Origin of the sequence: uncultured Enterovirga sp., from assembly GCF_964242715.1 — a bacterium.
In the GTDB taxonomy this organism is placed as follows: domain Bacteria; phylum Pseudomonadota; class Alphaproteobacteria; order Rhizobiales; family Beijerinckiaceae; genus Enterovirga.
On sequence record NZ_CAXTAZ010000012.1, the window covers coordinates 88,078 to 100,964 of the forward strand.

The following is a 12,887-nucleotide window of genomic DNA, read 5'->3' on the forward strand; positions in this document are numbered from 1 at the left end:
TCCGCCTACACACCCGCATACATCCTGCCCGGATTGAAAATCCCGGCCGGGTCGAACGTTGCCTTGATCCCCGCGGTAAGCCTCGCGATGGGCTCGGATTGCGGCTGGAAGACCGGGACCACGGCCCGGATCTCGGCGGGGGCCCGGATCAGCGTTGCGTGCCCGCCGAACTGGTCGATCGCGGCCCGGATCGCGGCCGCGCCGGCATCGGCCGGATCGCCCTCGCTCGCGCCAATCGGGCAAGCGAGCCAGACGAGGCCACCGCCCCAGTCGAAGAACCAGCGCGCGCCCGGCACGAGGCGCCCGACCACGCCGGCGAGGTCCGGCCCGCGCGTTGGTGCGGTCGAGATCCGCCAGATGGCTGCGTCGCGCGGTTCGGCCAGGGGTTCCACGTCGCGCACGGCCCGCCAGAGCGCGGCGGCGGCTTCGCCCTCGATCAGGTCGGCGGAGCCGTCGCGGCGGAAGAGGCGGCGCAACTCGCCGACGCGGTAATCCACCGAGAAGCCGAGCCCCTCGATGCGGACCAGCGTCTGCGCGCCGCCGCCGAGCCCTGCCGGAAGATGCGCCGCCGCGGTTACGTCGAAGGGCGAGCCGAGCGCGGCCGACAGCACCCGGACGGCATGCGCGTCGTCGAGGCCCCGCAGCACGAGCGTCGCCAAGCGTTCGGGTTTCGGTAGGACTTTGAGGGTGACCTCGGTCAGGAAGCCGAGCGTGCCCCAGGACCCGGCCACGAGTTTTACGAGGTCGAGCCCGGTCACGTTCTTCATCACGCGCCCGCCCGATTTCACGGCCTCGCCCCGGCCGTTCACGAGGCGGATTCCGATCAGGCTGTCCCGCGCGGCGCCGGCCTGGATGCGGCGCGGGCCCGAGACGTTGGCCGCAGCCACAGCCCCGATCGTGGGCTCGCCCCTCGTGCCGAGAAGGGCGCGATGATCCATCGGCTCGAAGGTGAGCGCCTGGCCGCCTTCGTCGAGCGTCCGGACGATCTCGGCCATTGGGGTGCCGGCGTGCGCTCCGATCACCATCTCGGCCGGCTCGTAGAGCGTCACGCCGGTGAGCGCGCGCGAGGACAGAGTCCGGGCGGTCTGGATCGGCCGGCCGATCCCGCTCCGCGTGCCGCCGCCCTCAAGAGAGAGCGGGCTCACGGATGCGGCCGCGTCGGCGATTGCGGCGCAGGCTTCGGTTTCGGTGGTCGGGGTGAGGATCGTCATGGGCGGTCCAGAGGGCGGCGCCGGGCGTCTCGCACCCGCAGGATCTGAACCTCTGGACCTCGTACCCGAAAGTAGATGAGGTAGGGTAGACCTGGGATTGGGCATACCCGAACGCCGAGCTTCGACGAGGCATGCCCCATTCCGGGTTGCTCCGCGAGCACTCGGCTGAACTGCTCGATCCGGGCCGCGACGTCGATCGCTGCGCGGCGGTTGTCGCGCGAAATTTGTGAGAGGATGGCAGCGACGCCCGCGCTCGCGCGAGCTGTGAATCGGAGGATCATCAGCTCCGATATTTCGCGAATAGAGCGGCAACGTCATCCGGGGACGCGAACTCGCCTCGATCAGCTTCTGCAAGCCCTTCCTCGATGTCGGCGCGTTCCGCCTCATCGAGGACATAGATGTCCGTCTCGTCACGCTCCATGTCGAGAAGCGCTGTCGCCACCATCTCCTGCCTCTCATGCGGCCAAGTCCTGACTCTGTCGAGGACGGCCTCGATTTCCTGCTTCGTCATCGCGCTCTCCGTCCGCTCCCGCCCGTGGCCGCGAAGGTCTCGTCGATCCGGCTCACTACGAAGCCGAGCTTGGTGACCGTCGACACGTTCCGAACCCTTCGCCCGTCGGGCGAGGCCGTGAAGCTCTGGTCGAAATCGACGTCGCTCAGCGGATTTCCGGCACTCAGCCGGACGGTGGAGAGAAGGCGCAACCGCGGCCCTGCGAGGCGGCCCTCGCCACTGCCCACGACCTCGCTCCCCGTGACTGCGATCGTGTCCGGCCCGGTCCGGACGAGCCGGAAGCTGCGCCGCTTCACCTCGCCGTCGGAGAAGCGGATCGTCTGGTCGAAGGACGTCGCGCCGTCGGCTTCGCGCCGGCCCACGGTGTCGCCGCTGAAGCGGGTCGTCGGTCTCCCGGCATCGTCCAGCATCGCGCCCTCGGAATAGGTGCGGCCGGCGAAGAAGACGAGCGGGTCGAAACCGCGCGCGGCCCGCGCCTGTCCGAGAGCGGGCGCACACAGCGCGGCCAGGGCCAATGCGGCTCCGGCGAGCGCGCGGGTCATGCCGCGAGCCGCCCGTCGAGCGGGAAGACCTTGGCCGGATTCATCAGCCAGTCGGGATCGAACACGGCCCTGACCCGCATCTGCTGGTCGAGATCGACCTTGCCGAATTGCGTCGTCATGAGGTCGCGCTTCTCGATCCCGACGCCGTGCTCGCCCGTCAGGCAGCCGCCGACCTCGACGCAGAGCTTCAGGATCTCCTCACCCGCATGCTCCGCCTTCTCCATCTCGCCCGGCGTGTTGATGTCGAACAGGATGAGCGGATGCAGGTTGCCGTCTCCGGCGTGGAACACGTTCGCGACCCCGAGCCCGGCGGCCTTCACGATCTCGTCGATGCGGCGAAGGACGAGCGGGAGCTGGCCGGTCGGGATGGTACCGTCCATGCAGATGTAGTCCGAGATGCGGCCCGTCGCCCCGAAGGCGCTCTTGCGGCCCTTCCAGATCGCGGCGCTCTCCTGCTCCGAGGTCGAGACCCGGACGGCCTCGACCCTGAAGTTTTCCGCGATCTGGACGATGCGGCGAAGCTGCTCGTCGATCTCGGAATCGGACCCCTCCACCTCGACGATGAGCATCGCCTCGACATCCGGATAGCCGGCCTGCGCAAAGTCCTCGGTGATCTGGATCGCGAGCCGGTCCATGTATTCGAGGGCGACCGGCACGATGCCGGCCCCGATGATCGCGGCGACGCAGGCGCCGGCATCCCCAGCCGAGGGGAAGCCGAAAAGGGCCGGCCTCGCGCCCTCGGCAGCCCGGAGAATACGGACGGTGGCTTCGGTCACGATCCCGAGCTGGCCCTCGGAGCCGACGATGAGGCCGAGGAGGTCGAGCCCGCCCGAATCGAGGTAATCGCCGCCAATCTCGACGACCGTGCCGTCGAGCAGCACCATCGTGACGCCCAGGATGTTGTTCGTGGTGACGCCGTAGCGCAGGCAATGCGCGCCGCCGGAATTCATGCCGATATTGCCCGCGATGGTGCAGGCGAGCTGGCTCGACGGATCCGGCGCGTAGAAGAAGCCCTCGTGGCCGACCGCGGCCGAGATGGCGAGGTTGGTGATGCCGGACTCGACCCGGGCCAGCCGATTCGGGAAGTCGATCTCGAGCACCCGCGCCATCTTCGAGACGCCAATCACGACCGCATCCTCCTGCGGGATCGCGCCACCCGCGAGCGAGGTGCCGGCGCCGCGCGGCACGACCTTGACGCCGTGCTGGCTGCAGAAGCGGAGCACGGCCGAGACCTCCGCCGTGGATGAGGGCAGGACGACCGCGAGCGGCATGCGCCGATAAGCCGTGAGGCCGTCGGTCTCGAAGGCGCGTCGCTCGTCCTCCGTGACGATGAGGGCCTCCGGCGCGACCAGGGGCGCGAGGCCCGCGATGATCTCGTCCCGCCGCGCGACGATGCCGGCATCCGGGCTCGGAAAGGCGATGGCCATGTCTCACTCCGCTGCGCCGCACGAGTGTACCGGGCCGGCGGGGCGGACGCGAGGGGCAGGGCGGCGCGGCATGCCCGACCTCCTCACGGAGACCTATGCAGCAGACCGCCCTCCGTGTTGCGAGGAGCGTGAGCGACGAAGCAGACCAGGAGACGGCGCCCGACTTCTGCGTGGCTTCACTGCGCTCGCGATGACGGCGCGGGCACGGGCCGCGCGCCAGCGGCTAATCGCGGGACCGTGCTTCTGCATGGCGGTGGCAGGATGGCGTCGATCCTGTAAGGGCATCCAGAACGCTGGGCCGCCGCTGCCCGGGACGGGAGCTGACCTTTGCGCACGACCACGATCGATTTCCAGCCCTTGTCGACCGCCCCATCCTCCGGGAATGTCGTCGTGTTCGTCCGGGACGATCTCGCGCCCGGCAAGGCGGTCGAGGACCTTCTGCCCGGCATCGAGGCCCTGATCCGGCGCGCCGCTGCCGCCGACACGTTCAAGGGCAAGGCGCTGGCCGTGATGAGCCTGCCCGCGCCGGCCGGTTTCGACGGGATCGAGCGCCTGCATGTCGTCGGTCTCGGGCCTGCCGCCGAGGCAGCGAAACAGGATTGGCGCGCCGTTGGCGGCGTGATCGCGGGCCGTGTCTCGGGACGGGGCGCGACCGTTCTCGCCGACCTTGCCGGGATCGAGACGCCGTCCGACGCGATCGCCGCCATGGCGCTCGGCGCGCGTCTGCGGGCCTACACGTTCGACCTCTACAAGACGAGGAAGAAGAAGGACGACGATTCCGAGACCGACACGATTCCGACCCGCATCTCCTTCGCGGTCGCCGATCCCGATGCGGCGCGGAGCGCCGACGAGCCTTGGGCGGCCGTCGCAGCCGGCGTCACCCTCGCTCGCAACCTCGTGAACGAGCCGCCGAACATCCTGTTTCCCCTGGAATTCGCACGCCGAGCCGAGGCGCTGAGCGAGGTCGGCGTCGAGGTCGAGGTGCTCGGCGAAGCGCGGCTTCGCGAGATCGGCATGCGGGCCCTCGTCGCCGTCGGAGACGGCTCGGCCCATGACAGCTGCGTCGCGCTGATGCGCTGGAACGGGGGTGCGCCAGACGACGCGCCGATCGCCTTCATCGGCAAGGGCGTCTGCTTCGATTCCGGCGGCATCTCGATCAAGCCGTCGGGCGGCATGGAGGACATGAAGGGAGACATGGCGGGCGCGGCCGCCGTGGTCGGGCTGATGCATGCGCTGGCCGCCCGCAAGGCCAAGGTCAACGTGATCGGGGCGATCGGGCTCACCGAGAACATGCCGGACGGCAAGGCGCAGCGCCCGGGCGACATCGTCACGACGCTGTCCGGCCAGACAGTCGAGATGGTCAATTCGGATGCCGAAGGCCGCCTCGTCCTCGGCGACGTGCTCTGGTACGTGCAGGACCGCTTCAAGCCGACCCTGATGATCGACCTCGCGACCCTGACGGGCGCCGTCCTGGTCGCGCTCGGCCAGGAGCATGCGGGCCTGTTCTCGAACTCGGACGAGCTGTCGGACCGCCTGATCTCGGCCGGCCGGCACACGGGCGAGAAGGTGTGGCGGCTCCCGCTGGCGCCGGAATACGACAAGATGATCGATTCCAAATTCGCCGACATGAAGAATACTGGGGGCCGACATGGCGGCTCGATCACGGCCGCCCAGTTCCTGCAGCGCTTCGTGCGCGACGACCTGCCCTGGGCGCACCTCGACATCGCCGGCACCGGCATGAACGCGCCCAAGAGCGAGATCAACACGGGATGGAGCTCCGGCTGGGGCGTGCGCCTTCTCGATCAGCTGGTCCGGGACCATTACGAAGGCGCGTGACAGCCGGAGACGTCGGGTCGCGGCCTGAACGAGCGGCCCGGACCCGACTTGCCGATGTCCGGGCAGGTTCAGTCGAGCGTAATGTCGATGCTCGGAAACCAGCGAGGGTTGCGCTTCGCCTTCTCGCTGCAGGCATCGCCGTTGTCGCCGATGATCTGCAACTCGCGCTCGCTCCAGGCCAGCAGGGCCTCCGGGTTCAGGCCCTGCATCGAAACCTTGGGGCCGGGCGTCGCGGCGTGGAGTCCGTCCCACCAATAGAGCAGGGGCGGAACGCCGCCGTCCTCTACCGACCCGGCCACGATCAGGTAGCGGCGTTCGCCCGTGCCCACGGCGTCGATGCTGCGGATCCCCCGCCCGCCGAGGTCCAGCCTCGACACGGTCGCGATCGGCAGCGACGGCGAGGTCCTGGCCGGTTCGGGAAGCCCGACGAGGCTGAAGGGATTGTCGACCTTCACCACCTGCGCCTTGCCGTCGGCAGTCAACGGGCCGCGCAGCCCGACGAGCAGATGTCCGTCCGGGGTCGCGGCAAGACCTTCGATGTTCAGGGAGGTCGCGAGCACGCTTTCCGGTCGACCCAGCAGTCGCGCCAGCCGTTCGCGAAGGCTGCGGAAGGTCGTGCCCGTCATGGCGAGCGAGCCGTTCTCCGACACGGCGGTCGCGAAGAGCAGCTTCCGCTTCGTCCTGTCCTCGCCGTCCTGGTTCAGCGAGTGGGACGTGACCCAGAAGATGGTCGTCCCGATACGGGCCGCGGCTTCCAGATCGGTCACAGCGGGAAGCCGGAGGGTCGAGACCGGGGCCGCCTTGCCCCGCTCGTAGATCGTGAGCAGTTCGGTATCGTCGCTCGCGACCGCGAAATGCCTCTCGCCCAGGATCGCGGCGGCCGAGGCCTCGCAGACGCCCTCATATCGGAACGGCTCCGCACCGAAACCGGGTGATGACAGCACGATGCCCGCCATGGTGATGACGCCCAGAAGCCCTGGGCGCAGATTGCCTCTCATCTCGATCGCTCCCCGGACCAACTTTCAAAATCCCTCCAGAAGCGGCCGATGCCTTCGGGCGGTCTCGCAGTCCGACTATGGGGGGCGACGATCTTGCAGCAACGATCTGCCCTACCCGCGCAGCCGGATTCGGGGTTGACCTCGCCCGCCCGAAAGCTCATCTCACGGCCAGCCGGGCGCGCGTTTGCGCCCGCCCGGCCCCACCGGAACGACCAACCCCATGCCTAGCGACAGTCATAGTCGACTGACCGTGCCGTTCGTGGCCGTGCTGGACTGATCGTTTCCGATCGGCTCACCACACCGGCCCGAACGGCCGGTCGTCTGGAGGTGAGCTATGAATACCGAGATCCGCTTTCTCGCCCAGCATCTCCTGCATGCCAGGACGTCACCCCTGTCCGATCGTGACCGGCGGCTGATCCAGCGCGTCGCTCACCGGGTCCATGTCGCCCGCGACGCGGAGGATCGGCTCGCGGCGGCGCCCGATGACGAGGTCAACGTGAAGGCGGAGATCGCGATCGCGGACTTGCATGACCAGATCGACCGGCTCGGCTCCGAATTGGGCCTGACGATCCGTCGATCGGGCCAGCCGGAGGCAGGACGCACCGTCCTGCAGGCGGCGTGAGGGTGCGGCGCCCGCGCGGCGGGTCGTCGACCACCGCCGTTCTCTGGCTGATGATCCTCCTCGTCTTCCTGCCGATCGCGGCCGGGCACATGGCGGCCCGATACGTCCATCCGGAACCCGCGCAGGAGCAGCAGGCCACGAGGGCCAATTGACCGAGATCCACTTCTACCACCTGCAGCGCCAGTCGCTCGAGGACGTCGTGCCGACGCTCCTCCTGCGCTCCCAGGAGCGGGGCTGGCGGGCCCTGGTGAAGCTCGCGAGCGCCGAACGTCTGGCCGCCCTCGACGATCATCTCTGGTCCTTCTCCGACGAGAGCTTCCTCGCCCACGGGACGGACAGCGAGCCGGATCCCGGCGACCAGCCCGTTCTCCTGACGCTCGGCGACGACAACCGGAACGGGGCCGCGATGCTGTTCCTGGCGGAAGGCGCGGCTTGGCCGGCCGACCTCGCGGTCTACGAGCGGGTCGCTCTTCTCCTCGACGGCCGGGACGAGGCGGCGGTCGCGGCGGCGCGCGAGGATTGGCGGCGGCTGCGGTCGGGTGGCCTGCCGGTCACCTATTGGGCGCAGGATGACGAGGGTCGCTGGCGAAAGAGGGCGTAACGCCACGTCGCAGCCGAAGCATCGCCTGCTTATCTTCCCGAGATGACAGTCTCGGCTCCCCCCCTCCGCGCCCTCGCGCTCGTCCTCTGCTGTCTCGTCGCGCTTCCCGGCGCGGCGCCTGCCCAGCCGGCGCCGGCTGCGCGTCCCGGACCGGCCGAAGGGCGCCGCCTGCCGCCTGATTCGACGACCGAGCACCGGCTGGACCTGCCGGGGCGTACGCTTGCCTTCACGGCGACGGCCGGGAGCCTGCCGCTGACCGATCCGACGGGCGCCGTCCAGGCCGAAATCGGTTTCACGGCCTATCGACTGGCCGGCGCGGACCCGGCGACCCGCCCGGTGACCTTCGCGCTCAATGGCGGGCCAGGGGCCGCCTCGGCCTATCTGCACCTCCTCGTCGTCGGACCCTGGCGTCTCCCGGTCGGCGGCGCCTCGATCAGCCCCTCCACGGCCATCACGCTCGTGCCGAATGCCGAGACCTGGCTTGACTTCACCGATCTCGTCTTCATCGATCCGGTCGGAACGGGATACAGCCGGGCGAACGGCTCGGACGACCAGAACCGGGATCGGTATTATTCCGTCGAGGGCGACATCGCCTCGCTCTCCGCCGTGATCGCCCGTTGGCTGCGCGAGAACGACCGCATGGGGGCGCCGAAATTCCTGATCGGCGAAAGCTATGGCGGGTTCAGGGGACCCCTCCTCGCCCAGAAGCTTCAGACGGAGATCGGGATCGGCCTGTCGGGCCTCGTCCTCCTCTCGCCCGTCTTCGATTTCGGCTGGCTCTCGGAGCCGCGCTGGAAGCCGATGGAATTCGTGACCCGCCTGCCGTCGCTCGCGGCCGCCGCGCTGGAGCGAAAAGGGCCGGTCTCCCGCGAGGCCCTGCGCGAGGCCGAGCGCTACGCCGGAGGCGAGTATCTGCTCGACCTTCTGCGAGGTCCTCGCGATCCCGAGGCGACCGACCGCATCGTCGGGCGGGTCGCGGCGCTGGCCGGGCTCGACCCGGCGCTCGTCCGGAGCCGGGGCGGGCGGCTCGACCTCGCCACCATCCAGCGCGAACTCGGCCGCGCCGAGGGTCGCGTCGTCTCCGCCTACGACACGGGCGTGTCCGGCTACGATCCCGACCCGAATGCGTCACGCTCGGAGGCCGACGATGCCGGACTTGCCGCGCTCACGGCGCCGCTGACCAGCGCGGCCGTGGACCATCTCTGGCATCGGCTCGGCTGGCGCGTTCCGAATGCCCGCTACGAGCTCCTCAACGGGTCGATCAACGGGCAGTGGCGCTACGGGCGGGGCCGCCGCCCGGCCGAGTCCTTCTCCGAACTCCGGGCGAGCCTCGCCCTCGACGGACAACTCCGCGTCCTGGTCGCCCATGGCCTGACGGATCTCGTCACGCCCTATTTCGCGAGCGAACTCCTGCTCCGGCAACTGCCAGCCTTCGGGGGTGGCGAGAACCGGGCCACGCTCGCGACCTATCCGGGCGGGCACATGTTCTACACCCGCGACGCCTCGCGCACGGCCTTTCGCGAGGATGTCCGGGCAATGTTCGCGAAAGCCCTCGCGGCCCGCCGCCGCGATTGAGGTCACGACCGACTGCGGGGCGCGGCGGTCGGCTCGCCCGGTTCGGGCTTTTCGGGTCGGGCCGCATCGCGCCCTCGCGCCTCGGCTGATGTCACGAGATGCGCCGGGTCGTGGCCGCGCCCGTATGCCATACGCCCATAGTGAACGACCCCGATCCCGATGCTCGGCTCGCCATCCGCAGCGAGGCGCGAGGCCGGCGCTGCGGATGGCGAGAGCTGCCCGGACAGGGCGCGCCGGGCCTTCGAGCGTGATGACAACTCTGGGCATGGTCTTTCCTGAACGACAACTAAAGCTTGCTGTATTTTGAAATTTGTATAAGGTGAATCCTATAGCCCTACCGGCAGCGACGGTATGTGGCCAGAAAACGGAAGTCATAGCCATGTCGTCGGCTACAGATCAAACCGCAATCTACTCGCGATCAAGGCTCAGCGTCCTGCGGGACATGGTGGTCTTCGTCGAGGTTGGGCGCCACGAAAACTTTACCAAAGCCGCGAAGATGCTAGACATGCCGTTGTCCACCGTGGCTCGGCGGATTGCTCTACTTGAGGAGGAGCTCGGCATGCTCCTCATGGAGCGGACGACGCGACACCAGCGCCTGACGGCGTATGGCCGCCGCTTCTTCGAGCGATGCCGCCACGTCGTGGACGATGCGCTCTCCGCCTACGACGACCTGCATGCCCAGGTTCATGGCCTCCAGGGACGCATCCACGTCACGTTCTCGGAGGAGCTCGGCGGGGAGGTCATGGCCGAACTCATCGCGGCCTTCCTGGTCGAGCATCCGGGCCTGGAACTCCATATCGGGCATTCTGCGGACGCCGCTCTCCCGCCGGCCGGGACCGACCTCCTCGTCTGCACCGGCATGCCGACGGTTGCCGCCCTGGTGATACGAAGGATCGGAAGCCTCGGGCTCGGGCTGTTCGCAGCTCCCGATCACCTACGAGTCCACGGCGCGATCGAGTCCCGGCACGACCTGAAGCGGCATCCGATCCTCATTCCCACGAGCTACCGGCAGCATTGCGAACCGCTGTTGCGGGATCTCACTGTCGCGCCCGTCAATCTCTCCGGCCAGCTTCAAGGCGACACGATCGGGATCATCCGGGCCTTGGCCGTGTCCGGGCGGGGCATCGCCCTGCTGCCCTCGGCGGTGTCGACCCTCTATGTGGCGGCGGGCTGGCTCGTCCCGGTGCTGCCGACCTGGGTGCCGGTCCACTTGCCCATCCTGGCGGTCGCGACGAGCAAACTGCTGCCGGCCCGGATCCAGGCTTTCGTGGACTTCCTCACGAGCCGCCTGTCGGGACAGGCCACCGACCATTGGCCTTCAAGCCCGGCGGGAACCTCCCGCCTCCCACCCGGCATGCCGGCCAGCGAGGCTCGGCTGGGCGTGGCCTGACGGGAGAAGGGCCGCTCTCTCGGCGGACAGGCGTTCCGCGCAGTCGGATCGTGCCGATCGACGGTTGAAGTCTTCTCTCCACGTGCCGTTTCGGGATGGCCCGAGGAGAAAACGCAGCGCGACGAGCACCTTGGACCGCGACCACGGCGGGTCCAGCACGCCACGAAGGCGACAGGGCGAACTTCTGGCACGGCGCCACCGACCTCGCAGAGAGCCGGAGATCGAACCTTATCCGGAACGGTCGATCGAGCGCGTGCCGGCTCGGGAAGCCGGAACAATTGCCTCGATGAATTGGTCGGAGTGGCAAAACTTGAACCTGGCGACCCTCACGTCCCGAACGTGGTGCGCTAGTCTAGCGGTCATCTCCGGTGACGTGACGACCGCCTTCGCCGAGGGGTTCATGACGATGAGCTTGCCGGCCGTAGGCTTGATGACGTCCACCTTCGGGGTGGGGGCCGGATGCCTCTCCAAGGCTCCCTCGAGCACGAGCTGCGGGTCGCGACCCCGATTGCCATCGTTGCCCAGCCCGGTCGACCGCCGTCGCCCATATCTATCTTCAGGCTGGTGAGCAGCCGCTGCACCTGTTGGTGTCGAGAGCCATGCTGATCTCCGAGCGTGAGAAAGCCCGCCGGTGAGGGCGGGCTGGTGGGCAGGGTTGGCGCTGGACGAAGCCGGGCGATCTGGTATCAGGGCCTATGGCCCGATTTCACTTCGTCGAGGACTACGAGCGCGTCGTCGATCAGCTCGTCCGCGACCATCCCATCGACGAAGCGATGAGCATCGCGGTGGGTGGCAATTTCGAGATCGTTGGCACGGTCGAAGCCGAAATCCTGAAATATGCCGGCCTGCGGGACGGCCACAGCCTGGTGGACTTCGCCTGCGGGAGCGGGCGCTTGGCAGTCGCCCTTTCCGGTCGCGGCCTGAAAATCGACTACCTGGGCCTGGACGTGGTCGAGGCCCTTCTCGCCTATGCGCGCACCCGATGCCCGGCAGGATACAAGTTCGTCCGGAACCAGTCGCTGACGCTACCGGTCGAGTCGTCATCGGTCGATTATTTCAGCGCCTTCAGCGTCTTCACCCATCTGCTGCACACCGAGTCGTTCATCTATTTGCGCGAGATGGCGCGGTCGCTCCGCCTGGGGGGCAAGATCGTCATGTCCTTTCTCGAGTTTGCCGAAGTAGCCCATTGGCAGGTCTTCGAGCATTCGGTTCATGGAAAGGCCACCGACACGTTGCCGCATCTCAACGAATTCATCGAACGCAGTCAGCTTAAGATTTGGTCCAACAAGCTCGGATTTTCGGATATCGAGTTTGTCAGCGGTCAGGAGTCCCGTTGGGCCGAGCATCCTCTCGGCCAGTCAATCGCGATCCTGACGAAGTAGCTTGCGGTGTCTCGTAAGCGACGGTCACAACAATATTCTTTCCCGATCCAACCGCAATCGTGCCATTTTAGCGGCGAACGCCTACCAAACGTTGGCCCTTCGCCCGCTAGAACAGTTAGCGCTCGGCCGGTTGCAGAATGAATACATGACAACGTCTGGGTAATGCTGCCGACCGTGTGCGGGACGGTGACGTTGATGGCGCCAGGACACGTATTGATGGCCGTAACCGGGATGGTGTAAGTTGCGTAAGCAACCTTGCCAATCCGCTTGGAACGCCCAGCGACGGTCCCGAATGCAACTGAACCACTGCCGCACGAAACTCTAGGCGTAGATGCGGTCCAGGCCGCGTTGTTGAGGGCAAGAGCGCCGCCAACATAGTAGCCGGCTGCGATGTCCACGTCGCTGTTGACGCCGACAGAGCCGCCGAAGCTGGCGCTCTCGAAGGCGTTCACGTTGAAGCCGGGCGAAGAGAAGGCGTTCGGCTGAAGCTAAGCCCTGTTATACTAGGTCGTTCATGTCAAGACTAACCTCAGAGGCGGTGGCTTCTGGTAGGCCCATGCCGGCCTCTATGTCTGAGAAAGTCTGGGCCGCTCCCTGTTCGCGCCAAGATGCGACAGACGGTTGGCATACGTGACGGCCCACGAACCGGTCCACGACTGGCGAAACTGCCAATTCCTCGATAGGACCAACCCCATGACAAATCACGGGAAGGAGTTGGTCGGAGTGGCAGGATTTGAACCTGCGACCCCCACGTCCCGAACGTGGTGCGCTACCAGACTGCGCTACACTCCG

13 protein-coding genes and 1 tRNA gene are annotated in these 12,887 nt (G+C 67.8%); 7 read left to right on the forward strand and 7 right to left on the reverse strand.

Going from position 1 to position 12,887, the window contains the following annotated elements; genetic code table 11:
• Window positions 1–5: 5 nt before the first annotated feature.
• Genes ACFE87_RS08695 through ACFE87_RS08715 form a run of 5 tightly spaced genes read right to left on the reverse strand, consistent with a single transcriptional unit; the run spans window position 6 to window position 3,691 of the window.
• A complete protein-coding gene (locus ACFE87_RS08695; protein WP_375459235.1) occupies window positions 6–1,211 on the reverse strand; it encodes an FAD-binding protein in 1,206 nt (401 codons plus the stop codon).
• A complete protein-coding gene (locus tag ACFE87_RS08700; RefSeq protein ID WP_375459236.1) occupies window positions 1,208–1,492 on the reverse strand; it encodes a type II toxin-antitoxin system RelE/ParE family toxin in 285 nt (94 codons plus the stop codon). Before ACFE87_RS08700 ends, ACFE87_RS08695 begins: the two co-directional genes overlap by 4 nt.
• Entirely contained in the window at window positions 1,492–1,722 is a 231-nt protein-coding gene (locus ACFE87_RS08705; RefSeq protein ID WP_375459237.1) for a hypothetical protein, read from the reverse strand. The genes ACFE87_RS08700 and ACFE87_RS08705 overlap by 1 nt, the downstream gene beginning before the upstream one ends.
• Complete coding sequence (locus tag ACFE87_RS08710) at window positions 1,719–2,264, reverse strand: DUF3833 family protein (RefSeq protein ID WP_375459238.1); 546 nt, start codon at window positions 2,262–2,264, stop codon at window positions 1,719–1,721. Before ACFE87_RS08710 ends, ACFE87_RS08705 begins: the two co-directional genes overlap by 4 nt.
• Entirely contained in the window at window positions 2,261–3,691 is a 1,431-nt protein-coding gene (locus ACFE87_RS08715) for an FAD-linked oxidase C-terminal domain-containing protein (protein ID WP_375459239.1), read from the reverse strand. Before ACFE87_RS08715 ends, ACFE87_RS08710 begins: the two co-directional genes overlap by 4 nt.
• 327 nt (window positions 3,692–4,018) lie before the next feature.
• Here ACFE87_RS08715 and ACFE87_RS08720 point away from each other — a divergent pair, with 327 nt between their 5' ends.
• Complete coding sequence (locus ACFE87_RS08720; RefSeq protein ID WP_375459240.1) at window positions 4,019–5,527, forward strand: leucyl aminopeptidase; 1,509 nt, start codon at window positions 4,019–4,021, stop codon at window positions 5,525–5,527.
• A 68-nt stretch (window positions 5,528–5,595) separates the two neighbouring features.
• Here the strand turns inward: ACFE87_RS08720 and ACFE87_RS08725 are convergent, their stop codons facing one another.
• Window positions 5,596–6,525 (reverse strand): DUF3616 domain-containing protein, encoded by a 930-nt coding sequence (locus ACFE87_RS08725; RefSeq protein WP_375459241.1) that lies wholly within the window; start codon window positions 6,523–6,525, stop codon window positions 5,596–5,598.
• A 334-nt stretch (window positions 6,526–6,859) separates the two neighbouring features.
• Between ACFE87_RS08725 and ACFE87_RS08730 the strand changes: the two genes are divergently transcribed.
• From ACFE87_RS08730 to ACFE87_RS08755, 6 genes are all read left to right on the forward strand, one after another.
• Window positions 6,860–7,147, forward strand: coding sequence for a hypothetical protein (locus ACFE87_RS08730; RefSeq protein ID WP_375459242.1), 288 nt, complete (start codon window positions 6,860–6,862; stop codon window positions 7,145–7,147).
• A gap of 2 nt (window positions 7,148–7,149) precedes the next feature.
• Complete coding sequence (locus ACFE87_RS08735; protein WP_375459243.1) at window positions 7,150–7,299, forward strand: hypothetical protein; 150 nt, start codon at window positions 7,150–7,152, stop codon at window positions 7,297–7,299.
• Window positions 7,296–7,748 carry a DNA polymerase III subunit chi gene (locus ACFE87_RS08740; protein WP_375459244.1) on the forward strand — a complete coding sequence of 151 codons (453 nt, stop codon included), beginning with the start codon at window positions 7,296–7,298 and terminating at the stop codon, window positions 7,746–7,748. Before ACFE87_RS08735 ends, ACFE87_RS08740 begins: the two co-directional genes overlap by 4 nt.
• 42 nt (window positions 7,749–7,790) lie before the next feature.
• Window positions 7,791–9,323: a S10 family peptidase gene (locus tag ACFE87_RS08745; RefSeq protein WP_375459245.1), complete on the forward strand. Its 1,533-nt coding sequence runs from the start codon at window positions 7,791–7,793 to the stop codon at window positions 9,321–9,323.
• A 442-nt stretch (window positions 9,324–9,765) separates the two neighbouring features.
• A complete protein-coding gene (locus tag ACFE87_RS08750) occupies window positions 9,766–10,713 on the forward strand; it encodes a LysR family transcriptional regulator (RefSeq protein WP_375459250.1) in 948 nt (315 codons plus the stop codon).
• A gap of 695 nt (window positions 10,714–11,408) precedes the next feature.
• Window positions 11,409–12,095, forward strand: a complete 687-nt coding sequence (locus tag ACFE87_RS08755; RefSeq protein ID WP_375459246.1) for a class I SAM-dependent methyltransferase — start codon at window positions 11,409–11,411, stop codon at window positions 12,093–12,095.
• A gap of 715 nt (window positions 12,096–12,810) precedes the next feature.
• On the opposite strand, the gene ACFE87_RS08760 is transcribed toward ACFE87_RS08755, so the two are convergent.
• Window positions 12,811–12,887 (reverse strand) — tRNA-Pro (locus tag ACFE87_RS08760).